23 protein-coding genes are annotated in these 25,276 nt (G+C 54.8%); 21 read left to right on the top strand and 2 right to left on the bottom strand.

Annotation, left to right across the window (positions count from 1 at the left end):
- Positions 1-4 precede the first annotated feature (4 nt).
- The 8 genes from VN24_RS07180 to VN24_RS07145 all read left to right on the top strand — a co-directional run bounded on the left by VN24_RS07180 (position 5) and on the right by VN24_RS07145 (position 9,296).
- On the top strand, positions 5-1,240 hold the full coding sequence (locus VN24_RS07180) for a PucR family transcriptional regulator (RefSeq protein WP_045669833.1): 1,236 nt from the start codon (positions 5-7) through the stop codon (positions 1,238-1,240).
- 110 nt (positions 1,241-1,350) lie between these two features.
- Positions 1,351-2,487, top strand: coding sequence for an alanine dehydrogenase (gene ald, locus VN24_RS07175; RefSeq protein WP_045669832.1), 1,137 nt, complete (start codon positions 1,351-1,353; stop codon positions 2,485-2,487).
- A 457-nt stretch (positions 2,488-2,944) separates the two neighbouring features.
- Complete coding sequence (locus tag VN24_RS07170; RefSeq protein WP_045669831.1) at positions 2,945-3,286, top strand: Na-translocating system protein MpsC family protein; 342 nt, start codon at positions 2,945-2,947, stop codon at positions 3,284-3,286.
- Positions 3,287-3,651: 365 nt separating this feature from the next.
- Positions 3,652-4,707, top strand: coding sequence for a BMP family lipoprotein (locus VN24_RS07165; RefSeq protein WP_045669830.1), 1,056 nt, complete (start codon positions 3,652-3,654; stop codon positions 4,705-4,707).
- A gap of 26 nt (positions 4,708-4,733) precedes the next feature.
- Positions 4,734-6,275, top strand: a complete 1,542-nt coding sequence (locus tag VN24_RS07160; protein WP_045669829.1) for an ABC transporter ATP-binding protein — start codon at positions 4,734-4,736, stop codon at positions 6,273-6,275.
- Complete coding sequence (locus VN24_RS07155) at positions 6,272-7,339, top strand: ABC transporter permease (protein WP_045669828.1); 1,068 nt, start codon at positions 6,272-6,274, stop codon at positions 7,337-7,339. Before VN24_RS07160 ends, VN24_RS07155 begins: the two co-directional genes overlap by 4 nt.
- Positions 7,329-8,270 carry an ABC transporter permease gene (locus VN24_RS07150; RefSeq protein ID WP_052702837.1) on the top strand — a complete coding sequence of 314 codons (942 nt, stop codon included), beginning with the start codon at positions 7,329-7,331 and terminating at the stop codon, positions 8,268-8,270. Before VN24_RS07155 ends, VN24_RS07150 begins: the two co-directional genes overlap by 11 nt.
- 72 nt (positions 8,271-8,342) lie before the next feature.
- Positions 8,343-9,296 (top strand): nucleoside hydrolase, encoded by a 954-nt coding sequence (locus VN24_RS07145; protein ID WP_052702836.1) that lies wholly within the window; start codon positions 8,343-8,345, stop codon positions 9,294-9,296.
- Positions 9,297-9,386: 90 nt separating this feature from the next.
- Here VN24_RS07145 and acnA read toward each other — a convergent pair whose 3' ends face one another.
- Positions 9,387-12,101 (bottom strand): aconitate hydratase AcnA, encoded by a 2,715-nt coding sequence (gene acnA / locus VN24_RS07140; RefSeq protein WP_045669827.1) that lies wholly within the window; start codon positions 12,099-12,101, stop codon positions 9,387-9,389.
- A 449-nt stretch (positions 12,102-12,550) separates the two neighbouring features.
- Here acnA and VN24_RS07135 point away from each other — a divergent pair, with 449 nt between their 5' ends.
- The 11 genes from VN24_RS07135 to VN24_RS07085 all read left to right on the top strand — a co-directional run bounded on the left by VN24_RS07135 (position 12,551) and on the right by VN24_RS07085 (position 22,419).
- A complete protein-coding gene (locus tag VN24_RS07135) occupies positions 12,551-13,672 on the top strand; it encodes an amidase domain-containing protein (RefSeq protein WP_052702835.1) in 1,122 nt (373 codons plus the stop codon).
- A 113-nt stretch (positions 13,673-13,785) separates the two neighbouring features.
- Positions 13,786-14,925 (top strand): D-alanine--D-alanine ligase, encoded by a 1,140-nt coding sequence (locus VN24_RS07130; RefSeq protein WP_045669826.1) that lies wholly within the window; start codon positions 13,786-13,788, stop codon positions 14,923-14,925.
- Between the two features lie 73 nt (positions 14,926-14,998).
- A complete protein-coding gene (locus tag VN24_RS07125; protein ID WP_045669825.1) occupies positions 14,999-15,316 on the top strand; it encodes a hypothetical protein in 318 nt (105 codons plus the stop codon).
- Positions 15,317-15,422: 106 nt separating this feature from the next.
- The gene (gene fabI, locus VN24_RS07120) at positions 15,423-16,193 is read left to right on the top strand and encodes an enoyl-ACP reductase FabI (RefSeq protein ID WP_045669824.1); all 771 of its coding nucleotides are present in this window, start codon (positions 15,423-15,425) and stop codon (positions 16,191-16,193) included.
- A gap of 106 nt (positions 16,194-16,299) precedes the next feature.
- On the top strand, positions 16,300-17,475 hold the full coding sequence (locus VN24_RS07115; RefSeq protein WP_052702834.1) for an NAD-dependent epimerase/dehydratase family protein: 1,176 nt from the start codon (positions 16,300-16,302) through the stop codon (positions 17,473-17,475).
- A 33-nt stretch (positions 17,476-17,508) separates the two neighbouring features.
- Positions 17,509-18,330, top strand: coding sequence for a sulfite exporter TauE/SafE family protein (locus tag VN24_RS07110; protein ID WP_045669823.1), 822 nt, complete (start codon positions 17,509-17,511; stop codon positions 18,328-18,330).
- A 120-nt stretch (positions 18,331-18,450) separates the two neighbouring features.
- Positions 18,451-19,302 carry an inositol monophosphatase family protein gene (locus VN24_RS07105; RefSeq protein ID WP_045669822.1) on the top strand — a complete coding sequence of 284 codons (852 nt, stop codon included), beginning with the start codon at positions 18,451-18,453 and terminating at the stop codon, positions 19,300-19,302.
- Positions 19,303-19,373: 71 nt separating this feature from the next.
- A complete protein-coding gene (locus VN24_RS07100; protein ID WP_045669821.1) occupies positions 19,374-19,610 on the top strand; it encodes a hypothetical protein in 237 nt (78 codons plus the stop codon).
- Positions 19,611-19,697: 87 nt separating this feature from the next.
- Positions 19,698-20,393, top strand: a complete 696-nt coding sequence (locus VN24_RS07095) for a sulfite oxidase-like oxidoreductase (protein WP_045669820.1) — start codon at positions 19,698-19,700, stop codon at positions 20,391-20,393.
- Between the two features lie 15 nt (positions 20,394-20,408).
- Positions 20,409-20,879 carry a nickel-responsive transcriptional regulator NikR gene (gene nikR, locus VN24_RS07090; protein ID WP_045669819.1) on the top strand — a complete coding sequence of 157 codons (471 nt, stop codon included), beginning with the start codon at positions 20,409-20,411 and terminating at the stop codon, positions 20,877-20,879.
- A 310-nt stretch (positions 20,880-21,189) separates the two neighbouring features.
- Complete coding sequence (locus VN24_RS07085; protein ID WP_045669818.1) at positions 21,190-22,419, top strand: MFS transporter; 1,230 nt, start codon at positions 21,190-21,192, stop codon at positions 22,417-22,419.
- Between the two features lie 13 nt (positions 22,420-22,432).
- Here the strand turns inward: VN24_RS07085 and VN24_RS07080 are convergent, their stop codons facing one another.
- Complete coding sequence (locus tag VN24_RS07080) at positions 22,433-23,239, bottom strand: helix-turn-helix domain-containing protein (protein ID WP_148505206.1); 807 nt, start codon at positions 23,237-23,239, stop codon at positions 22,433-22,435.
- Positions 23,240-23,379: 140 nt separating this feature from the next.
- Between VN24_RS07080 and VN24_RS07075 the strand changes: the two genes are divergently transcribed.
- Together VN24_RS07075 and VN24_RS07070 are read left to right on the top strand one after the other, a co-directional pair.
- The gene (locus tag VN24_RS07075; protein ID WP_045669816.1) at positions 23,380-24,153 is read left to right on the top strand and encodes a sugar phosphate isomerase/epimerase family protein; all 774 of its coding nucleotides are present in this window, start codon (positions 23,380-23,382) and stop codon (positions 24,151-24,153) included.
- Between the two features lie 26 nt (positions 24,154-24,179).
- Entirely contained in the window at positions 24,180-25,199 is a 1,020-nt protein-coding gene (locus VN24_RS07070) for a Gfo/Idh/MocA family protein (protein WP_045669815.1), read from the top strand.
- Positions 25,200-25,276 lie beyond the last annotated feature (77 nt).

Below are 25,276 nucleotides of genomic sequence, written 5' to 3'. Positions count from 1 at the left end.
CAGCATGGCGGTGGAACAGAATCCGTTTGAAGGAAGCTTCGACAGCATCGAGGCGTTGGCCGAAGCGATTAACGACGTGCTCGGATGTCCGGTAACGATTGAAGATGTCAATCACCGGCTGATCGCCTACAGCTCCCACGATCCCCACATGGATACGGCCCGGATTGCGACGATCGTAGGCCGGCGCGTGCCGGAGAAGGTGATCGGCGGCTTATGGCGGGACGGCGTCATTCAGCGGTTGGCCGAAAGCGACGATCCGGTCCGGGTGCCGGCCATCCGCGAAATCGGACTGAACGATCGGGTGGCGGTCGCCATTCGCAAAAATACGGAGCTGTTAGGGTATATTTGGGTCGTGGAAGATGAGAACCATCTTGACGAGCAGCAGCTGCAGCAGCTGAAAAAAGCGGCGCAGGCCGCAAGAGCGAAGCTGATTCAGCACCACCAGCAGCGGCGGAAAGAGGAGGAGGGGCACAAAGATTTTTTCTGGCAGCTGCTGATGGGGCATTTGCAGTCCGAAACGGCCATTGAAGAGAAGGCGGCAAAGCTCGGCGTGGCGCTCCCGTCTTCTTTTCATATTCTGATCCTCCAGTTCGCTTCCGAAATTTCCGACAAAACGGTTTGCCAAATCCGCAACCTGGCCGCGGCGGCCCAGCACCTGAAACCGGTTTTTCACGCGATCGACCGCAATCAATTTATTCTTCTTTCGACTCCGCGCTTCCGGCATTCATCGATGCGGGATTTTACGAACGCTTTGGCCGGTTTCCTCAGGCAAATGAACGATCAATTCGGTTCGGCGCTGCTGCATGGAGGGAGCGGCTCTCTCTACGAAGACTATACGAAGGTGGAAAAAAGCTACCAGGAAGCGCTGACCGTGCTCCGCATTAAAACGCAGTTCCCCGGCGAGACGAGCCGTCTTCATTATTACCCGGACCTCGGGTACTACCGGTTTTTGCCTTTGATTTTGGAGGAAAAAGAAAAGCGCGGCTACCGCAACATATGCCTGGAAAAGCTGAGGGAATACGACCGCGAGCATAACGGCGATCTGCTGCGCACGCTGGAAGTGTTCCTTGGCTGCGACAGCAATTCGAAATTGGCGGCCGACGCGCTGCACGTCCATACGAATACGATGAATTACCGGCTGAAGCGAATTTCGGAAATCGGGGACATCGACCTGACCGATATGGACCAGAAAGTGACGCTTTATCTAGATTTAAAAACCGAGCGGCTTGGCCGGAGCTGACTTTTGTTGATTTTCACAAGCGCGCCTGCCTTTTTTCATGTTTCAGGACAAACAAAACGGGTATTGCTTCCTCTATACTTGGCTTAAGCGAATAAGAGGAGGACGACAAAATGAAAATCGCCATTCCGAAGGAAATCAAAAACAATGAAAACCGTGTTGCGATTACTCCCTCAGGTGTGATGGCGCTTGTAAAAGCGGGTCATGAAGTGCTGATTGAGAAGGGTGCCGGAGCGGGGAGCGGCTTCGCCGACGAGGATTATGCTGCGGCCGGCGCACGTATCGCGAGCGATGCGGCTGAAGCTTGGTCCTTTGCGGAAATGGTGATGAAGGTGAAAGAGCCGCTTCCGTCCGAATACGGCTTTTTCCGGGAAAATTTAATTTTATTCACATACTTGCACTTGGCGGCTGCGCCCGAGCTTGCCCGTGTTCTGGCCGAAAAAGGCGTCATCGCGATCGCGTACGAGACAGTTGAGGCAAACCGCAGCCTGCCGCTGCTGACGCCGATGAGCGAAGTGGCCGGGCGCATGTCCGCTCAGATCGGGGCGCAGTTTCTGGAGAAAAACAATGGCGGCATCGGCATCCTGCTGGGCGGCGTTCCGGGCGTGGCGCGCGGCAAAGTGACGATTATCGGCGGCGGAGTGGTCGGTACGAACGCGGCAAAAATCGCGACCGGACTTGGCGCCGATGTGACGGTGATCGACTTAAGTCCGGAACGTCTGCGCCAGCTGGACGATATTTTCGGATCATCCATTCAAACGTTAATATCGAATCCGTTTAACATTGCCGAAGCGGTTGCGGAATCCGATCTTGTTATCGGGGCCGTCTTAATTCCGGGCGCCAAAGCGCCGAAGCTGGTGACGGAAGACATGATCAAAACGATGAAGCCCGGCTCCGTTATTATCGACGTGGCCGTCGATCAAGGCGGGATCTTCGAGACGGTGGACCGGATCACGACCCATGATGAGCCGACTTATAGCAAGCACGGGGTCGTCCATTACGCCGTCGCCAACATGCCGGGCGCCGTTCCGCGCACGTCGACCATCGCGTTGACGAACGTGACGATTCCTTATGCGCTGCAAATCGCCGGCAAAGGCGTAAAGCAGGCGATCGCGGAGAGCGCTGCCCTGCGGCTCGGCGTGAACGTTGCCGGCGGCTCGATTACCTACGAAGCGTTAGCGAAAGATCTCAGTGTTTCTTATGTTCCGGTAGAACAGGCGTTGGACAAGCAGTTTTCGGCGCAGCGGTAATCGGGAAGGGAAACTTCCAACTGCGATGAAAGTGACGATTCTAACGAACCTCATTTCCGTTATAGGCGGTAAAATGTCCATACCTCAAATATCTCTTTCCGTGAATAGCGTTTATTGGGTTCGTTAAGTTTTTGATTTGCTTCATTTTCTTCAAATAGCGTCTGCTCAGTTCGTAAGAATTTATCAACCGGCGGCGGTTACTGCTCAGGCAGGGACGAGTACGATATTTTCAGATTTACGCCAAATGGTAAGGGCCGTCAGGGATAGCCTGGCGGTTTTTGGTTTGATTACACCTGAAGATAGGATGTCTTTCGGATAGGATCATATGAAGCAAATGAATCCTAGAGGCCCCCTATTGTTGACAAGAAGAGGTTATTACTTTTATAATCATGTTAGTAATCTTAACGTATCAATAATACTCGTCACGATATTCAGAAGAAATACATGGTGAACTCAGATGGATCAATCTTTTAAAAAGAAACTATCCATACTTTACAATGAAATTAATAAAGAGATGTTCAATGTAGGTGTGCAAAGTCAAAAGATATATACCATTGAGAATCAAGCTCTTATTTATGCTAAAATAAACCGCCTTCCAGTATTTAATATGTTGGGTGAGGAACGTAAAGAACTGCTCTTATCGTTGGAATCGGCCGTAGCATCGAGTTTTAAAAACCTGTTGAAGGAAAGAATCGAAGCGACGTTCAACATGCCGGTAACGGCCGTATTCAAAGATTATGACCCAGGCACCGGATATATTTGTACGGTAATTTCATTTGATAAAACACTGACCAAATAATGATGGCAGAGAAATACGTTCAATCCGGTTTTTCTGCATCACATACTTGACTTCGGAGCTTTACATTCGTTTTACGAAAGAAAAGAGCCGTAGGAATTAGAAGAGATTGTTTTGTTCTCTTCTAGTTCCTACGGCTCTTTTTGTTACCGCAACAGAAAGTAACTACGCTAAAGTAATAAAGCGCGTGGACTTTCTGTTCGGCATGAAAAGCTACCGCTTACGCAGGGTCATTCATCGTGAGAAGGCTTCGAATAGAAGTTTTTCTTATATACAACCTGAGCCAAAAGAGGGGGAGGGCTGCAAAGAAGAGTCAAGACGGGGGAGTTCAATGAGGTAGTCGTATTAAAAAAAACGGAGGAGTTACAATGAAAAAACAACATTTGGTTAAATTGAGCATGATGCTTCTAGTGATTTTATTTATTGCTGCCGGATGCGGATCGAACAAGAGCGGCCAGAGCGGCAGCTCTCAGACGGATATCGGGGGTTCAGAGGCTCCCCTCTCAGTCGGGCTTTACATTAACGGCAATCTCGGTGACCAAGGATTTTTCGATTCAGCCAATGCCGGCGTGCAACGCATGGATAAAGAGTTTGGCGCGAAAATCAAAGTGGTGGAAGGCGGCAGCAACCAGACCGACTGGGCGGTAGGACTCGAATCCATGGTTTCGAGCGGCAAATATGACATCGTTATCGCTGGAACAAGCCAGATGAGCGATATTACGATTAATCTTGCCAAACGCTATCCGAACCAGAAGTTTATTTTCTTTGATGTGGCCATTGAAGGGCTCCCGAATGTTTATTCCGTTATTTACGACCAAAAGGAGGGTTCGTTCCTCGCCGGCGCTTTTGCAGCCCTGGTTACGAAAAGCACCGAACTGAAAGGATCGAATCCAGACAAAACAATCGGCTTTATCGGGGGCATGGATATCCCCATTATTAATGAGTTCAGAAGCGGTTATGAGCAGGGCGCCCAATATATCGATCGGGACATCAAGGTCATCTCGTCGTTTGTTGGAAGTTTTTCGGACGCTCCGAAAGGCAAAGAGCTTGGCCTGGCCCAGTTTAAGCAGCAGAAGGTTGATGTTATATTCGCGGCGGCCGGCGCGGGCGGACTTGGCATGTTCGAAGCGGCCAAGGAGCTTGGAACCTATGCCATCGGCTGCAACGTCAACCAGAATGAGGTTCAACCGGGAACGGTACTGACCTCAATGCTCAAAAACGTGAGCGATTCGCTCTTCCGGGCAGTCGACCGGTACAAGAAGGGCGAACTCCAATTCGGCGTTTCCGAGCAACTCGGATTTGCCGAGGGCGGTGTTGGACTTGCGAAGGACGATCTGTACAGCAAAAACGTTCCGCAGACGATCCGCGACCAAGTCGAGGAGATTCAGAAAAAGCTGGAGTCCGGCGAAATTACGCTTAAATAGGTTGGATGAACAAGGGGGGTGCAGCAATGTCCGACCTGCTGGAAATGAGAAATATCCATAAAGTGTATTCAAACGGGACAAGAGCCAACCGAGGCGTTTCGTTTTCGGTCCGGCACGGAGAAATCCATGCGCTTGTCGGCGAAAATGGAGCTGGAAAATCAACCTTGATGAAAATATTGTTCGGTCTTGAAACGCCTTCGGAGGGCGAAATCTTCTACAAAGGCGAAAAGATCGAAATGAGGACTCCCAAAGATGCAATCCGCTATGAAATCGGGATGGTGCACCAGCATTTTATGCTGGTTCCATCCTTCACCGTCGCACAAAATATCGTACTCGGCTCCGAACCGCGCAAAGGCGCTCTTTCCGACCATAAAGCCGCACTCTTGGAAACCGATAGGCTGATCCGGGAATATGGGTTGAAAGTCGATTCGAGTGCCACGGTCGCCAGGCTTTCGGTTGGATTAAAGCAGCGTGTTGAAATTCTGAAGGTATTGTACAGGGGGGCGCGGCTCATCATTCTGGACGAGCCGACGGCGGTGCTGACGCCCCAGGAAACAGACGAGCTTTTCCATTCGCTGCGAAAGCTTGTGGATACTGGTTATACGATCATTTTCATCACGCACAAGCTGAATGAAGTCATGTCCATATCGGACCGGATTACGGTCCTGAGGGCCGGTCAAACGGTTACAACCTTGAACACCGCCAAAACGAATAAAGAGGAAATTTCCCGGCTTATGGTTGGCCGGGAGGTTTTGCTGAGGGTACAGAAAACGCCGGCCCGTGCGAAAGAGACGGTACTTCGAATAAACGGCTTGAGCGACGAGGATTCCTATTCCGGGCAGCCTGTGCTAAGGAACGTATCGCTTGAAGTCAAATCGGGTGAAATTTTAGGTATCGCCGGTGTGGAGGGCAACGGTCAGACGGAGTTGATCGAGGCGATTACCGGCTTCGGGAAAGGCTACCGCGGGTCAATCCTGTTTCAGGACAAACCGCTCGCCGGCGAATCTATTCGGGCCATCCGCGCAATGGGCATTGGACATATTCCCGAAGACCGGCAGACGAGAGGAGCCTGCCTGACCGCTTCTGTGAAGGAAAATCTGATTCTCGACCAGTACCGGGAAAAAGCTTTCGGGCGGATATGGTTTCTGAATGAACGCCAAATCCGCAGACATGCCAGAGAGCTGATTGAACGGTTCGATATCCGCACGGAAAGCGAAGATACGCCAGCGGGCTCGTTATCAGGGGGCAATATACAAAAAATCGTCGTTGCCCGGGAACTGCATAAAAAACCTAAGCTGCTCATTGCGGCTCAGCCGACCCGGGGAGTCGACATCGGCTCAATTGAATTCATCCACAAAGAGATTGTCCGGGCCCGCGATGAAGGGGCGGCTGTTCTTCTTGTGTCTGCGGAATTAACGGAAATTATGAGCTTGAGCGACCGGATCGGGGTGCTGTATAACGGGGAACTAACAGCCTTGCTGAACAATACGGACGATTTGACAGAGGAAGAAATCGGTTATTACATGCTTGGGGTAAAGAAGGATGAGCGAAAGGCGGTAGCGACATGAGACCAAGAAAAGCTGTATTTCTAGATCTTTTCGGGTTGGCGGGAGCTGTCGCTGCATCGCTCGTCATCGGAATTATTGTTATTTTCTGCGTAAGCAGCGAGCCGTTGGCTGCGATGAACGCCTTTTTTGTCGAACCGTTGACCAACGCGTTTAACTTCGGTTCGATTCTGAACCGGATGGTTCCGCTCGTCTTTACCGGTCTGGCAATCGCGGTCGTTTTTCAAAGCGGCGTTTTCAGCATGGGCGCGGAGGGGCAGCTTTATATCGGGGCGCTGACCGGAGCGGTTGCCGCCGTTTATATGAAAGGGTTGTCCGCTTGGATGCACATTCCGCTTGTACTCGTTTGCGCGATACTCGGCGGCGGCCTGTTCGCTTTCCTGCCGGGCATACTCAAAGCGCGGTTTAAAGCCGATGAGATTGTATCCACCTTAATGTTCAATTATATCGGGATCTTCTTTGTCTCCTATTTGTTGAACAACGTCATAAAGGATGCTAACAGCGGCGGCTTTGCCAGGACTCCGTACGTGCAGGACAGCGCCCGGCTGCATCAGATTGTGCAAGGATTTCCGACCCTGTACAGCTTCGTCTTCGCGCTCGCGGCAGCCGCAGTCGTCTACATCCTGCTGTTCAAAACAAGGACGGGATATGAACTGCGCCTTGTCGGCAAAAATCCGCTGTTTGCGGAATACGGCGGCATCCATATTCGGAAAGCCATTGTTCTCAGTATGGTCATCAGCGGCGCGCTTGCCGGACTGGGGGGGGCGATGGAGGTCATCGGCCAGCAGGGGGCGTTAAATGATCATTTTTCCACCGGTCTCGGATTTGACGGCATTATCATTTCCCTGCTGGCGCGCAATCATCCGATCGGCATACTCGTGTCGGCTTTCTTCTACGCTTATTTGACGGTAGGAGGGCAGAACATGCAGGCGGGCAGCGATGTGCCTCGCGATCTGGCCGTTATCATTCAGTCGCTGCTCGTTCTCTTCGTATCCTCTCAAGCTCTATTCGCCTATTTGAACAGCAGAAAAGCGGTGCGTAAAGGAGGAGCCGAAGTTGCTTCATAGTATCTGGGAACAAATCGTCAATTTAAGTTTTTTTGCGGTTCTTTTGCGGCTGCTGCCCCCTATTCTGCTGGGCGCTCTCGGCGGTCTTCTGACCGACAGGGGGGGAGTGATCAATATTGGCATTGAAGGCTTGATGCTCGTTTCCGCTTTTACATCCATCTCCGTCGGTTCGGCTTCAGGTAGCTGGGTGGCAGGGGTGCTGGCGGGTATGCTTGCTTCTGTTTTGGTCAGCCTTTTGATGGCATTTTTTACCCTTCAAATGAAAGTGGACGTCATCGTGGCCGGGTTTGCCGTTAATATTTTTGGAGGTGCGGCCACCGTCCTGCTGATGAGCATTTTATATCATTCCCACGGCCAGTATATGCCTGCCGATCCGGTCCGCATCCCCAATGTCGTCATTCCGTTCATTGAAGACATCCCGGTGCTCGGCCAGCTGCTCAGTGGACATAATGTAATGGTTTGGCTATCGTTTCTCGCTGTTCTGTTTTGTTATGTTTTGCTGAACCATACGCCTTACGGCTTTCATCTCCGGGCTGTCGGAGAAGAGCCTTCCGCGGCACGTTCCCTTGGCATTGACGTTCAGCGGATTCAATATTCGGCTCTAATATGGGGAGGAGTGTTCTCGGGACTGGCCGGCGCTTATTTGTCCACGGGGATGACCAGTATGTTTGTCAGAGAGATGACGGCGGGTACCGGTTTTCTGGCGCTAGCGGTTGTCATTTTCGGCAATAAAAATCCGGTCGGCATTCTTTTTGGCTCCCTTTTGTTTGCACTGGCCCAGACACTTGTAAATACGGTGGAAACAACCCCCGATAATAAAGTGCCGAGCCAACTGATCGCAATGATCCCTTATATCGTGACGGTTGCGGTACTTTCGGTTTATGCCGTGCGCAAAGCCAGTACACGCAGACGTAAAGCCGCCGCCGTCTAAAATGAGCAAAAAAACCGTTCATACACCGTATCACCAATTCAACTGCACTACCGATAATGGAGGAAAAACAATATGCAGAAGATGAATCCTATTTTGCTAGACGTCGATACCGGGATTGACGATTCAGTGGCTATTTTGTATGCGCTGAATGCACTAAATATTCGCGTGGAGGGAATTTGTACCGGATTCGGTAATACGGATGTGGGGCAGGCAACCGACAATACCCTCCGGCTCATTAAGCTTGCCAATCCGGATTATGACATCCCCGTTGCACCCGGTGCGGCCGGGCCGCTTCAGCGAAGGTGGTCGGGACCGGTCGTACATGTTCATGGGAACAACGGGATTGGAAATGCGGAGCTTCCGGCTTCCAGCCAGCAGCCGCTTCAACAATCCGCAGCGGATTTTATCGTCCGAAAAGCGAACGAGCAGCCGGGGGAGATCACTCTCGTTACGCTTGGCAGACTGACCAATTTGGCGCTGGCGCTTGAGAAAGACCCGTCGATCGGCACGAAAATCAAAAAAGTTGTCATGATGGGGGGGACCGTGGCTGCTCCAGGCAATGTCACCCCGGTTTGCGAAGCAAACTTCCACGGTGATCCGGAAGCGGCGGCACGGGTATTGAAATCCGATTTGCCTTTGACAATCGTAGGGCTGGACGTCACGATGAAAACAAGGCTGACCGCCCGCCATCTTGAACTGCTGGCCCGCAATGCCGGCCCGGACAAGCGGGAATTAATTGCGTATCTGCAGACGGCGTTAAGCTATTATTTCAATTATTACACCCAAGTGAACGATTTTATCGGAGCCTGTCCGCTTCACGACCCTTTGGCACTGTTAGTTGCGGTTGATCCAAGTCTGGTAAAGATGCAGACCCTAAAAGCTGACATTGAGTGCGAAGGGCGCTTTACGGCGGGGATGGTCGTGACCGACCAAAGAACCCATCCTTCGATCGGCCGCGATGTGCAGGTTTGCCTTGAAGTCGATTCGGAGCGGGCGGTCAACAAGCTTGTTGCCGCATTTTTGTAAGTCCTCCGTCATCCCGTTGTACAAAAATAAAAAGGACTGCGCCCCGGCGATAATGCCGGGGACGCAGTCCTTCTTTGCAGGCGGGGAAGCTTATTTCCCGCCGGCGATCATTTGGCGCAGCACCGTTTGCAGGATGCCGCCGTTGCGGTAGTAGTCGACGTCGACCATCGAATCGAGGCGGACGACAACCGGGAATTCGAACGACGAGCCGTCTTCGCGGGTTGCGGTAACGTGCACCGTTTGGCCCGGCGTCACGTCATTGGAAAGTCCGACGATGTCGAATTTCTCGCGGCCGTTGATGCCGAGCGTGCTCCAGCCTTGACCTTGCTGGAACTGCAGCGGCAGCACGCCCATGCCGACCAGGTTGGAGCGGTGAATCCGCTCGAAGCTCTCGGCGATGACCGCTTTGACGCCGAGCAGGAAGGTGCCTTTGGCCGCCCAGTCGCGGGAGCTGCCGGTACCGTACTCTTTGCCGGCGATGACGACGAGGTTGTTGTCTTTGTCCTGATATTTCATCGAAGCGTCGTAGATGGACATCACTTCATCGGTCGGCAGGTACGTCGTGACGCCGCCCTCGGTGCCCGGCGCAACCTGGTTGCGGATCCGGATGTTCGCGAACGTTCCGCGCATCATCACTTCGTGGTGGCCGCGGCGGGAACCGTAAGAGTTGAAGTCCTTCTTGTCGACGCCGTGCTCGATCAGGAATTTGCCGGCCGGGCTGTCGGCTTTAATGTTGCCTGCCGGCGAGATATGGTCCGTCGTGACGGAATCGCCGAGCAGGGCAAGCACGTTGGCCGCTTTAATGTCGGTGATATCGCCGACTTCGGAGCCGAGGTTTTCAAAGAACGGCGGGTTAGCGATGTAGGTCGATTTCTCATCCCACTCGTACAGCTCGCCCTGCGGCACCGGAATCTCGTTCCACTGCTCGTTCTGGGTGAACACGTTGGCGTACTTCTCACGGAACATTTCCGGGCTGACGGCGGTGCCGACCGCATCGCGGATTTCCTGGGAAGTCGGCCAGATGTCCTTCAGGTAGACCGGCGCGCCCTGCGGATCGTAGCCGATCGGATCGCTGGCCAGATCGATGTTGACCGTGCCCGCCAGCGCGTAAGCGACGACAAGCGGCGGGGAAGCGAGGTAGTTCGCTTTCACCTGCGCATGGACGCGGCCTTCGAAGTTCCGGTTGCCGGACAGAACGGCGGCAACGGTCATATCGTTGTCGGCGATCGCCTGGCTCACTTCGTCCGGCAGCGGACCGGAGTTGCCGATGCACGTTGCGCAGCCGTAGCCGGCGACGTAGAAGCCGAGCTTCTCGAGCGGCGCAAGCAGATCCGCTTTTTTCAAATATTCGGTAACGACGAGGGAACCCGGCGTCAGCGAGCTTTTCACATATTCGGGCTTCACAAGTCCGCGCTCGACCGCTTTCTTGGCGACGAGGCCCGCGCCCAGCATAACGCTCGGGTTGGACGTGTTCGTGCAGCTCGTAATCGCGGCGATGACGACGGCGCCGGTGCCCATTTGGCTCGTTTTGCCGTTTTTATGCTGAATGTCCACGACTTGACCGATCTTCTCGTCGGAGAGGCCGTAGCCGCCTTTTTCGATCGGGGTGCGGATAATGCTGTTGAACTCTTCCTTCATGTTCGTCAGCTCAACGCGGTCCTGCGGACGCTTAGGACCGGCGAGGGACGGCACGATGGTGGAGAGATCGAGCTCGACCAGATCGGTAAATACCGGGTCCGGCGTTTCGTCCGTACGGAACATGCCCTGCTCTTTGTAATAGGACTCCACGAGCGCGATTTGCTCCTCAGTTCGGCCGGTGGCGCGCAGGAAGCGGATCGTTTCGCCGTCGACCGGGAAGAAGCCGATCGTGGCGCCGTATTCCGGAGCCATGTTGGCAACCGTCGCGCGGTCTTCCAGGCTGATGTTGGAGAGGCCCGGACCGAAGAACTCGACGAACTTGCCGACAACGCCTTTTTTACGGAGAATTTGCGTCACTGTCAGCGCCAGGTCGGTTGCGGTCGCGCCTTCGGCCAGCTGTCCGGTCAGCTTGAAGCCGATAACTTCCGGCATGACGAAGTAGAGCGGCTGGCCGAGCATGCCGGCTTCCGCCTCGATGCCGCCGACGCCCCAGCCGACAACGCCGAGACCGTTGATCATCGTCGTGTGGGAGTCGGTGCCGACGAGCGAATCCGGGTAAACAACCGTCTCGCCGTCAACCGTTTTCGTTGCCGCTACCGATGCCAAATATTCCAGGTTGACCTGGTGAACGATACCCGTTGCCGGCGGCACTGCGCGGAAGTTGTCAAACGCCGTTTGCGCCCAGCGCAGGAAGCGGTAGCGCTCTCCGTTGCGTTCGAATTCGAGATCCATGTTCGTGGCGAGCGCATCCGGCGTTCCGAACGCGTCGACCATGACGGAGTGGTCGATAACGAGGTCGACCGGTACGAGCGGATTGATCTGCTTCGGATCCCCGCCCGCTTTTTTCACGGTATCGCGCATCGCTGCCAGATCGACGACGACCGGTACGCCGGTGAAGTCCTGCAGCACGATCCGTGCCGGAATGAACGGGATTTCCTTGTCTTCGCGGCCTTCCGACCAGGTGGCAAGCTGCTTCACATGCTCGGGCGTAATGGCGCGGCCGTCGAATTGGCGGACAGCGGCCTCCAGCAGCACTTTAATGGAAAACGGAAGCTTCGATACGGGTCCCAGTCCTTGTTCCTCAAGCCCTTGCAGCCGGTAATAGGCGTACGTTTTACCGCCGGACTCAAGCGACGAGCGGACGGAGAAATGGTTTTGCTTGGACATGAAAAATAACGCCTCCTTGTCGCGTGGATGAAGTAGGGTGCGATTAATACCTCTTTGTTTCATTGTATGAAACATGATTTCAAAATCGCTATTTTCTATAGTATATCGCCATTTCGGGGTCGGCGTAAAGAGCGATTCGTCACCATTTCTTTCAATTGGGCGGCCGGCGCCGCAATTTGTGCTCCAAATCCGAAGTGGACTAGGGAGAGAGAAATATTGCCGACTTTCGGCGACATTGTTAACGTTTCCCTTTTTTTGTCCCCGCCATACGGCAGACGGGGGCGGCAGCGACGGATGACGGGCATGAATTCCATTTGCGGCTCATATACTGGAAAGCGATTTGAGTACAAAAAGGTAAGCTTGATCTCACGAAATGCTTTTGCTTCGCAAAAACGAAGCCTATGCTTTCGAAGTGATTTTTGCTTCGCAAAAATTTAAGGAGGGTGCCTATGCCGCGCACAGTCAACCGGGGGGTAAAGCGTAAAGTCAAGCGGAGCCAGCCGCAGAGCTCGGAGCGAAGAGCGGCCCCGGAGCCGGAAGGGTGGAAGGCGGCTGTACACAGCTATGTGAACTGCTTCAATCAGGCCGAAATCGACCGCCGCCTTACGGTATTCGACGGGCTGCTGGCCGACGACGACCACCGGTGGCGTATGGAAGAGAGGCTGAAGCGGCTGCACAGCCGGGAGCTTGCGCGCGGCATACTCGCACCGCAAAGCGAAATTAAGGCGTCGCTTGTCCGCGTTCATGAATCGTCAAGCGAGGTGTCGGTGCTCATTGCCCTTCATATTAAAAGGACGGTGGAGCACCGCGGACGGATATACACCGAGGAGCGTCTGGAACAGGAGCGGCTGTGGCTCGTGAAGGAGAACGAACGGTGGCGGATCGTGCGGGTGGAGCCGACCGTCGGGGAACGCCGGCCGAAATACGGCACGGAGGCGGCGTCGGGAGCGTTGGCGGAGCATCGCTCCTTCGGCGGGGGGCGTGAAGCGGCAAGATCGGAGAGCCGGCCGCTTCCCTTTTTGAACCATGCGCTGCTGCCGCGCCTGAACGAACGGGAGAGGGCCGTCACCTACCGCCGCGATCTGGTCGCCGCCTACGCGGATCAATGGTGGAAGCTGCCCAATCCGTCCTACGAACCGTTCGAGGTGAACTGCACCAACTACGTCTCCCAGTGCATCTTTGCAGGCAGCGCACCGATGAATTATACTGGTAAAAGGGAATCCGGCTGGTGGTACAAGGGGCGCAGCGGCGGAGCGGAGTTGTGGAGCTACAGCTGGGCCGTATCCAATGCGCTGCAGGTGTACTTGTCTTTTCCGCGCAGCCGGGGCTTTCGCGCGCAGTCGGTCGACAGCGCACAGGAGCTTCAGCTCGGCGATGTCATTATGTACGATTGGAGCGGCGACGGCCGGTATCAGCATACGACGATCGTGACCGCATTCGATGCTGACGGCATGCCGCTTGTCAATGCGAACACGGTGCCAAGCAGGCACCGTTACTGGGATTACAGGGATTCGTATGCCTGGACGGAACGAACGCGCTACCGTTTTTATCATATAGCGGACACATTTTAACGAAAAACTTGCTCACAGGCATGAGACTGCGCTTTTGTTTTACCTGCGGTAACAACAGGGGTTGTGCTTACGAAGCGGTTTTTCCTTCGGAAAAACATTAGGAGGAACTTCATATGGGGGAGAAAATACGCATCGGGTTGATCTACGGGGGGAAATCGGGCGAGCATGAAGTTTCGCTCTCCACCGCGCTGGCGGTAATGGGCGCTTTCGATTACGACAAATACGAGATCAAGCCTTTCTATATTACAAAACAGGGGCAGTGGCGCGCGGGGCAGGTGCTGCTGGCGCCGCCCCGCCAAGTTCAGGAGCTTCGGCTGGAGGATGCACAGGCCGCGCATGACAGCGCCCTTGCGCCGGTGTTCGAGCGCCTGACGGGCATAACCCCGGCCGAAGGCGGCACGGATGTAACGGCTGCGGCTTCGGAAGATGACAAGCCGATCGAAGTGATGTTCCCGCTGCTGCACGGCACATACGGCGAGGACGGCACGGTGCAAGGGCTGCTGGAAATGGCCGGCATTCCTTATGTCGGGGCAGGCGTGCTCGCTTCGGCGGTTGGTATGGACAAGGTCATCATGAAAAAAGTTTTTGCCCAGGAGGGTCTGCCCCAATGTGTATTCCGGTACTTTAATCGGACACAATGGGAAAAGGACCATACGTTCTTCGTTATGGAAGCGGAAGTGGCGCTCGGGTACCCGTGCTTTGTGAAACCGGCCAACCTCGGTTCGAGCGTAGGCATCTCCAAAGCCCGCAACCGCGAGGAGCTGATCCAGGCGGTGGAGCTGGCGTTCCGCTACGACCGCAAAGTGATTGTGGAGGAATTCGTCGATGCGCGCGAAATTGAAGTGAGCGTGCTCGGCAACGACGAGCCGAAAGCTTCCCTGCCCGGGGAAATCATCACGTCCGGAGACTTCTACGATTACAACGCCAAGTATACGGACGGCAAATCGGTCATGCAGATTCCGGCCGATCTGCCGGCGGAAACGGCAGCGGCGGTGCGCGAGATGGCGGTGCGCGCATTTCTGGCGATCGACGGCGCGGGCCTGTCGCGCGTCGACTTTTTCCTGCGCCGCGAAGACGGCAGGCTGCTCATTAACGAAGTGAACACGATGCCGGGCTTCACGCCTTACAGCATGTACCCGCTCATGTGGAAGGAAAGCGGAATGCCGTACCGCAAGCTGCTCGACAACCTGATCGAGCTGTCGCTCGCCCGTCACGCCGAGAAGCAGCGCATCGAGTACGGAAGCGGAACTTAAGTAGAAGGGAGAGGATCGGAGCGGGCGGAATCGTTCCGATATCCTTTTTCACCATATTTTTAGGAGGAACAATATGGGATTTCAAAGCGAATTTAATTCCGTGTGCAAGTTCAAATCCGAGCAGGAACTGTACGAGCTGCTGGAATACGGCCGCGGAAAAATGGTCAAGAGCGGGTTTCGCGTCTATCCGACCGGACAGAAAGTCATCGCTTATACGCCCGATAACAAGGCGATCGCCATTGTGAAGATTCAGGCTTCGATCGCCGAAATCAACTTTCAGGGCAAAGAGGTGACGCAGGTGGAGATGGAGCTCGTCCGCAAGCTGACCGACGAAGAGTCGCGGGTGCAGACGGCGCTCGCGCACGAAATGTTTTTCGGGGAGCATGGATGATCGTCCGCTGCGCCGCAAGTTTTACTTGAAATAAAAGATGGAATGCATTACTTTTGGAAGGATACATCAAGTTCCCGTCATACGGGAAAGGAGGAGCAAAATCTAAATGAGCGGATTATTAACCGGCAAAAATATTTTGGTCATGGGGGTTGCCAACGACCGCAGCATCGCCTGGGCGATTGCTCAATCACTGGCGGCTCAAGGGGCCAAACTGGCATTTACATACGAAAGCGAACGGGTGGAGGAGCGGGTGCGCAAGCTTGCTTCGACGATCGAAGGATCGGTCATTCTGCCGTGCAACGTGACGGTCGATGAGGAAATCGACAGCCTGGCGGCGCAGCTGAAGGAGCAGTTCGGCGTGCTGCACGGCTTCGTGCACAGCATTGCGTTTGCGAAGACGGAAGAGCTCGAAGGGATGTATGTCAAGACGTCGCGCGCGGGCTTTGCGCTGGCGCACGACATCAGCTCGTACTCGCTGACGGCGGTTGCGCAGCGCGTCTATCCGCTGATGACGGAAGGCGGCAGCATTTTGACGATGACCTACCTCGGCGCGGAACGCGCGCTGACGAACTACAACGTCATGGGCGTCGCCAAAGCGGCTTTGGAAGCGTCCGTCCGTTATCTGGCCAACGACCTTGGACAGTACAACATCCGCGTTAACGGCATTTCCGCCGGTCCGATCCGGACACTCGCCGCCAAAGGCATTTCGGGCTTCAATACGATTTTGCGTACGATTGAAGAAAAAGCGCCTCTGCGGCGTACGACCGAAACGGCTGAAGTGGGCGATACGGCGATGTTCCTGATGAGCCCGCTGTCGCGCGGCATTACGGGCGAAATCATTCATGTGGACAACGGCTATCATATTGTCGGAGTCTGATTATCCATTCCGTCAGTAAGGCCTACCCGGCACCGTCAAGGTAATCTTGACGGTGCTTTGATATAGTTGGCCGAATTACGGAGCGGGCGGGAGTTGGAAATGGAAAGTGGATAAATTATTGGTAACCGGCTGCGCGGGCTTTATCGGGATGCATGCCGCGCTCCGCTGGCTGCGGCTCGGGGGCGAAGTGATCGGCCTCGATGTCGTGGAGCCGCCTTCCGGGGGCGTCAAGGCCGGGGCCGGAAGAACGGACGAGGCGGTATCCGGCTTGGACGACCCGGCTTCCGGTCTTCCGTCCGCCAGGCTTGGACAGCTGCTGGCCGAGCCTGGCTTTACTTACGTCCGGCAAGACATCGGGCAGTTTAAGGAAATCGCCGAGCTCTTCGCCGTCCGCCGGCCTGCGCTCGTTCTGCATCTGGCGGCGCGGACGGGCGTCCGCGACAGCCTGAGCGATCCGCTCGGCTATGCGCAAACGAACGTGAACGGCTTTCTGAACGTGCTGGAAGCGTGCCGGCTGCACCCGGTCAAGCATCTCATATACGCTTCTTCGAGTTCCGTCTACGGCGGACAGCGGAGGCTGCCGTTCACGGAAGACGCGGCGGCGGACCGGCCGCTTACGGTATACGGCGCGACCAAAAAAGCGGACGAGCTGCTCGCGCATTCCTACAGTCACCTTTACGGTTTGCCTGCGAGCGGCCTGCGTTTTTTTACCGTGTACGGGCCTTGGGGACGTCCCGATATGGCGCTGTTTAAATTCGCCGCGGCGATCGTCTCGGGCCGGCCGATCACCCTGTACAACGGCGGGCGGATGAAGCGGGACTTTACGTATATCGACGATGTGACCGAATCGATCGTCCGGCTTCTGGTCCGGCCGCCCCGGCCGGCCGAAGGTTTCGCCTGCGTGGATCAGGATACGCGTACTGGTCAGGCGGACCGGGCGGATCGGGTGGACCTGGCGGATCAGGTGGACCAGCCGGACGAGGCGGAAGCGAATTCGGCCGTCCGCCCCGATATTCGTCCGGCAGGGAGCGAGCCTCCCTACCGCCTCTTGAACGTCGGCCACCGCCGCCCGGTGGAGCTGACCGAGCTTGTCGCCCAACTGGAGCAGGCGCTGGGCCGCAAAGCGGATGTCCGGCTGGCGGACATGCAGCCCGGCGAAATGACCGACACGTGGGCGGACAGCAGCTTGCTGGAGCGCGAGATCGGCTTTTATCCGCAAACGGAATTGAAGGCCGGCATCGCGGCCTTTGCCGATTGGTTCAAAAGTTATTACCACCTATGAATCAACATACATTTGGAAGGATGATCAAGTCGAATGTTGGAATGGATTATTATGGTTTTGGTTGGCGTTGTCGCTTCGGTTTATGGAAGTCTTGTCGGACTGGGCGGCGGAATTATTATCGTGCCGGTACTGCTGCTGCTTGGCCAAAATTTGACGGGCCACATTATACCGGAAGCGACGGCGGTCGGCACATCTTTGGCCGTGCTTATCGTCACGGCGCTTGCTTCGACGCTCAGCTACATGAAGCGAAAGCGGGTTGACTTTAAAAGCGCCTGGCTGCTGTTTATTACGAGCGGACCCGGAGCGATGGTCGGCTCGGCGCTTACGAGCCGCTTTCACGGCGGATGGTTTCAAATTTCGTTCGGCGCTTTTATGCTGCTGATGGCGCTGCTGCTCATTTTCAGAGACAGGCTGAAGCCGGTAACCCGGCAGTGGCCGATCCAGCGGACGATGACCGATTCCGACGGCGGCTCGTATACGTACGGTTACGGGGCGGCAACGCTGCTGTCCATCGGATTTTTCGTCGGACTCGTATCGGGGCTGTTCGGCATCGGGGGCGGTTCGTTGTTTGTTCCCGCCATGGTTATTTTATTCCGCTTTCCGCCGCATGTCGCAACCGCAACGTCGATGTTCGTCATTTTTCTGTCGGCAATTCTCGGCTCTTCCGTGCACGCGGCGATGGGCGAGGTCGAATGGCTGTTATTTGCGGCGCTTGCGCCGGGAGCATGGGTCGGCGGCAAACTCGGCGCGTATCTTGCGATGCGCATGAAAGGCGGCACGATTTTGTGGGTGCTGCGCATTACGCTGCTGCTGCTGGCGGGACGTCTCTTAATCGGAGGAATACAGCAGTTATAGAAAAAATTGTTTTGCCGATCATTAAGATGTTTTAAGCAACGAAATCGGGCGGTAAGCGTATAGTATGAAAGCAGCAATCGCAATCATCATTGCAAGAATTATAGAATGGAAAGTAGAGTGATGGCTTTGGCAGACCCGGTAGTGGGCAGTAAAAGCTTCGCGGCCGTCGCGATTAACTGCGCGGCTAAAGCGGGGGAATGGATCAAGACGAAGCTGGGCAATTACCAGCAGCTTGATTTGAAGATGTCGTCTCACGATTTAGTAACCGAGGTGGACAAAGGTTCGGAGAGGCTGATCCGCGGCTTGATCGGCACCCATTTTCCGAATCATTCGTTTCTGGGAGAAGAAGGCGTGGAGCCGGGTCCCGAAGCATCGGCTAAGGCGCTGGAGGATGTGCGGGAAGCGGAGTATTTGTGGATCGTCGATCCGATCGACGGCACTACGAACTTTGTGCACGGGTTCCCGTTCTTCGTCGTTTCCATTGCGCTTGCCCATCGCGGCGAAGTCATATTGGGCGTCATTTACGACCCTTCCAAAGACGAGCTCTTTATTGCCGAAAAAGGTAAGGGCGCGTACGTCCATGGCAAGCCGATCGAAGTTTCCAAGGAGGATACGCTGCAGAGCAGTTTGGTGGCAACCGGTTTCCCCGCAGAGCAGCGGTATGCGCTGCCGCTTAATATGAAGGGCATCCAGCATCTCGCTCCCAAAGTGCGCAACATCCGGTCAGCCGGATCGGCGGCGCTGCATTTGGCGTATGTGGCGGCCGGAAGGCTGAGCGGGTTTTGGGAAATCGGGCTGAACAGCTGGGATTTGGCCGCCGGGGCGCTGCTTATTCAGGAGTCGGGTGGACGCGTGACCGATACCGAAGGCGCCGAATACCATCTGGGTGTCCGCAACGTCGTCGCCTCCAACGGCCGTATCCATGACGATCTCATCAAGGAGCTGCGGGAAGCGGCGGATAACCCGTCGTAAGCAGTAGTTATTTGTTCGCAAATGCGATACACTATAGGCATGTACGATAAGCTTGATGAGGTGGGATAGCAATGTCGGAGAATGAACAACGCCAAGCTGCCGGGACGGAAGACGTTTCGTCATCCGCCGCTGCCGGCGAGCCCCGCAAAGTGTCGCTGGCCGAAGCGGTAAAGCGGAAGCTCGAGCAGAAGAAGCAGCAGCAGGCGGTCGGGAGAAACAGCGTCGGCCACCACGATACCGGAACGAAAGCAATGAAAAGTCAAATGACAAAGAAGCCGAATAACCAACGGAAACGGATGGGCGTGTAGCGCCGTATTCAACCGCCTATGTACCGCTGCCGACCGCCTCGTTCATCCTTGGGGCGGTTATTTCAGTTTCAAGAAAGAAGGGATTTCATGAAAGCGGCTAACGATAAAGCCGAGCGTCAGAAGCGTGCCGATGCCGCCCGCAAAACGCCGATCAAGACCGATCCGGCTTACGGAGACCGCGTACCTCCCGGCCAGGTTGTGACGGAACGGTTTCCGATTTTGCACGAGGGAGAGATTCCCGACTACGATATGGACAGCTGGACGCTGCGGCTGTTCGGGGATGCGGATACGGAGCGCACGTACACGTTCGCCGAGCTGGACGCCCTCCCCAAAGTGAAGGTAAAATGCGACATTCACTGCGTCACGCGCTGGTCCAAGCTGGATACGGAATGGGAAGGGATCCGTTTCCGCGATCTGCTTCAAGATGCCGGGATCAGGCCGGGGGAAGGGGTGCGTCATGTGATGATCCATGCCGATCCCGATTACGAGACGAACGTGCCGCTGGAAGATTTGATGGGCGATGACATTTTGCTGGCGTTCAAGTACGACGGCCAGCCGCTGAGCGAAGTGCACGGCGGCCCGCTGCGGCTGCTTGTCCCGCATCTGTACTTTTGGAAAAGCGCGAAATGGGTGCGCGGGTTTGAATTTATGACCGAAGACCGTCCCGGCTTCTGGGAGCGCAACGGCTTCCACAACTATGCCGATCCTTTTTTGGAGCAGCGCTATTCCGGCGAAGATCTCGGACTTCCGGAGGACGAATGGGTGCACAAAGATTACGACTGACGACAGGGTGTGAACATGGCGGACAAAGAAGAACTGATCCGGTTTGGGGTTGCATTCCCTGCCCGGCTGATCGGGCAATTTGACGGATATATCGAAGAACAGGGCTACACGAACCGGTCCGAGGCGATCCGGGATATGGCGCGCAAAGCGCTGCTTGAACCATCCCGTCTTAACCCGGACGCCCAGGTAGCCGGCACGATCGTGACGGTGTACGACCATCATGTCCGGGAACTCCCGGATGCGCTGATGAATTTGCAGCATCACTACCATCGGGACATCATTTCCACGATGCATGTCCATTTGAACGAGACCCAGTGTCTTGAAGTGATTGTCGTGCGCGGGCTGCTGTCCAGACTGCGCACGCTGCACCGCCAGATTCAAGTGCACAAGGGCGTCTTTTATGCCGAGCTTTCCGTCACATATGCGGCCGACCCGGATGCTTTGGGTCACGGGCATTCCCATCCGCATCCGCACCCGCACGGCTGAGCGGGCGGCGGTAAAGGGGAGATCTGTTTTGCTAAAAGGATCAGGCTTTATGTCCGGAAACAAGGACACGAGCTTGATCCTTTTGTTGTTGGCGGATCAACGCAACGTAAGCGGATCAATTCGTGATGCCGTGACCCCGGTGCCAACTATTCGGCTTAGTGCCAAATCGATGAGCTATTCCGCTAATTTGGATAATAAGTTGACGGTCTGATCATGAAACGATTGATGTATAATTATTTCATAGATCAATGGAGTGTATGAAGCATTTCCTGATGTTAGGCGGCATATAGAGAGAAGATAGGAGTGCGTGATGAGTTCAAAGAGAGAAAATGCGTTAATTTTTTCGTTTACGTTTATGGCGTTTGTGCTCGGGACGACCGAATATGTCATTGTCGGGCTGCTGTCCGAAGTGTCGGAAAGCTTTGGCATTACGGTGGCGAAGGCCGGAGCGCTCGTTTCCGGTTTTGCGATCGCCTATGCGATCGGGACACCGGTCGTTATGGCTGCAGCCAGCAGGTTTCCGAAGCGCGGGGCGATCCTCACGGCAATCGGACTTGTTCTGCTGTTTAATCTGTTCAGCGCTTTATCCCCGACCTATGGTCTGCTGCTTTTTACGCGAATTATAACGGCCGTTGTGTGCGGGTTTGCCGTATCGCAGGCCATTTCGGTGGCAAGCGATGCCGTTTCGATCGGGAAAAGGGGAGGCGCGATCTCATCCATTTTGGGAGGTTTTGCGATCGCCAACGTACTCGGCGTTCCGATCGGAACCTATGTAGGGCAGCATTTTGAATGGCCGGCCGCATTTGTGCTGACGGCGTTGATGGCTTTAATCGCCCTGTTCCTTAATTACATTTATATTCCGAGGCAGCTGCCGAAAGCGGGAAAGATTTCGTTAAAGGACCAGGTCGGATTGCTGACCAACGGGCGCATTATTCTCGCGTTTCTTATTCCGGTGCTCGGAATCGGGGCCGTATTTGAAATCTACACGTATATTACGCCGCTGCTGTCGGATGTCATGCATGTGCCGCAGCGCTATATAAGCTGGATCTTGCTCGTTTACGGACTTGCTTCGATTGTGAGCAACTGGCTGGGCGGAAAAGCGGCGGCCGGCAATGCGGTAAGCAAGATGAGGTTCGTTTTACTCGCCCAAGCGATTGTGTTCGCGTTGTTTTCGTTAACCGCCCCGATTCCTGTACTCGGGTTGATCTGTCTCGTCCTCGTTGCGGGCGTTTCTTATATGCTCAATGCGGCGGCCCAGCTGTATTTAATTGATTTGGCCAACCGGTATTTCCCCGGCGCCAAAGATCTCGCCGCTTCGCTTCTTCCGTCGGCGGCGAATATCGGGATTGCCGGCGGTGCGGCGATCGGCGGCGCGGCAGCCGAGCAGGCGGGTCTTATTCATCTTCCTTGGATCGCAGGCGTTATGGCATTAACCGCATGCGGCATTGCGGTCATCAGCTGCCGGCTGGATGTGAGAAGCCGATCCGCTTACACGGTTAGCCAGCAGCCGTCCGCGAGCGGGGCCGGGCATTCCAAATAAACAGGCGAATCATTTAGCGCGGCTTCGAAACTTCAGTTTCCGAAGCGCGGAACTTTACCGGCGAGATCCCGAATTGGGCGCGAAAAACCCGATAGAAATACGAATAGCTGGCGAAGCCGCACGTTTCGGCAATCTGCTCCAACGTCATGGAGCTGTATTTCATCCGCTCCAGCGCTGCATTCAGACGGACCTCAATCGCATATTGAATCATTGTTTTGCCGTAGCAGGCTTTGAACAGATGGACGGCCCGCGACAAGCTAAGCCCGACATAACGAGCCGCTTCTTCCAGTTTGAACGTAACCGTGGCATTCTCTTCGATAAACCGCTTCAGCTTCAAGGCCATGAAGGTGGAGCGGTCCGTCTGCATGCTCTCGGTGACCGCCCGGTCCAAGTACAGGCACAGGCTGCGAAGTAAATAGTCCGTCAACTCCACATTTTCTTCAAACGGTGCCCGGCGTTTTTCCAGAATGAGATTCCTCCACAGACCGAGCAGTCTGTCATCGATCCCAATGCGGGTGACCGCAGGACGGTCGTTGCGTTTCCACCAATCATCAATCCATGAGCCGTTGCAAAATAAATAATAATCTCCGCTGGATACCCTGCCTTCGTCGCTGGAGCCTTCCACTCGCAGATCATAGGCGTCCCCGGGTTTAATCAGCAGCAGGTCGCCTTTTTGAAGCGGATACTCCTTATCGTTATAGAGTACGCGGCTGGAGCCTTCCGTCTGCAAACGGAAGAGATAGTGGGTCATTTTTTTGTGGCTGTCTTTAAAGGGCTCCGAATGATAGGAATATCCGCAGATTAATAGTGAGGTTTGCAAATCGGGTTCATCCTCCATTCAAAATTACAGCCAAATAGTTCAGGTAACAAGGAGATCGTTTATGTTCATTTTAGCTTGCTTTCGTTTAAGATGATACCCATTAGCAGTTATTTTGAATATACGATCCGAGGTGCGAATCAATGAGAAAAATGGGTGTCGGTATCCAGTTGTATACACTCCGCAATGAAATGGAACAAGACTTTCGGGGCACGCTGCGCAAGTTGGCTGAATTGGGGTATGAAGGCGTTGAATTCGCAGGATATGGCGGTATTCCGGCGGAAGAGATGAAATCGCTGCTGCAGGAGCTTGGACTTCAGGCGATCGGCAGCCACGTGTCGCTGCAAGCTCTGCAAAGCGATCTGCAGCAAGAAATCGATTATTTAACAACCATTGGGGCCAAATATATGATTTGTCCTTATGTCAATCAGGAAGATCGGAGAGACGCAGAGGATTGGAAACGCCGGTTTGCGTTTTTTCAGGAAGTGGGAACGGAAGCCCGCAAGCAGGGAATCATCTTCAGCTACCACAACCATGAATTCGAATTCGAAAGCCGTATCGGTGAAACGTCTGTGTTTGATGCTCTCTACGAAGCTACAAGTCCGGAAGCCGTTCAGGTCGAAATGGACGTCTGCTGGGTTCAATTCGCAGGGCAAGATCCGCTCGTTTACATTCCGAAATATGCAGGCCGCCTGCCGCTGCTCCATCTGAAAGATTTCACCCGCAATGAAGACGGCAGCATGAAAACGCTGGAGCTCGGTCAAGGCGACGTCGATCTGCCGGCGGTTCTCCAGGCTTCTTCGGATGCAGGAGTGGAGTGGCTCATCGTCGAGCAGGATGTATGCCAGAACCCTCCGCTCGAAAGCGTGGCGAATAGCTTGAACTGGGTGGAACGGCATTATTTGAACTTCATTTAATCTTTCCTGTAAAGGAGATCAAGCCAATGGATAAAATAAAAGTGGCTGTAATCGGATGCGGCGCGATCGCGCAGCGCAGACATATTCCGGAGTATGCCTCCAATCCGAACGTAGAGCTGGTTGCGTTTGCCGATCCGGTTATCGAACGCGCGCAGTTGATGGCGGAAACTTACGGCGGCAGCAGCTACGCAAGCTTTGAAGAACTGCTGGCAAACGAAAAGGTTGATGCCGTCAGCGTTTGTACGCCGAACTATCTGCATGCGCCGATGACGGTTGCCGCGGCCAATGCCGGGGCACATGTTCTGGTCGAGAAACCGATGGCTTCCTCGGAGGAAGAAGCGCAGCAGATGATCGAGGCGGCGCGGCGCAGCGGAGTCTACCTGATGGTCGGACACAATCAAAGGCTCATGCCGCCGCATGTCAAAGCAAAAGAAATCCTCGAATCCGGCAGGCTTGGCAAAGTACTGACCTTCCGCACTTCATTCGGCCACCCGGGACCGGAAGGCTGGAGCGTAGACGGCCGCGACAGCTGGTTCTTCCGTAAAGACGAAGCAGTTATGGGCGCGATGGGAGACCTTGGCGTACACAAATCCGACTTTATCCGTTACCTGTTGAATGACGAAGTTGCGGAAATTGCGGGCTTTGTCGGCACCATTCATAAAGAAGGAACCGATGTGGACGACAACGCGGTTTGTATTCTGCGGATGAAGAGCGGAGCCATCGGCACGCTCGTGGCGAGCTGGACGCAGTACAAAGGCGGTGACAACAGCACGGTGCTCTGGTGCGAGCATGGCGTCATCAAAATCGGGACGGTAGACGGCGACGAGGTCATCGTCGAAAAGACTGACGGCGGCGTAGAAACCTATAAAGTAGGTGCGATGGCCACGAATGAAAAACAGGTGCCGAGCGGAGTGATCGACGCTTTTGTCGAATCCATCGTGACCCAGACACCTCCGACAATTTCCGGGGAAGAGGGTTTGCGCTCGCTTAAAGTGATTTTGGCGGCGTTCAAATCCGAAGCTGCGGGACAAACGATTAAATTGTAGCCCGAAGAAGATGAAACAATAAACGGAGCATCTGCAATCAGCGGCCGATTCCCGGCATTTAACCGGGGATCGGCCGC

It is taken from the genome of Paenibacillus beijingensis (assembly GCF_000961095.1).
GTDB lineage: Bacteria > Bacillota > Bacilli > Paenibacillales > Paenibacillaceae > Paenibacillus_O > Paenibacillus_O beijingensis.
Note: the sequence above shows the minus strand (reverse complement) of the source record. Positions and strands in the feature narration are given on the sequence as shown.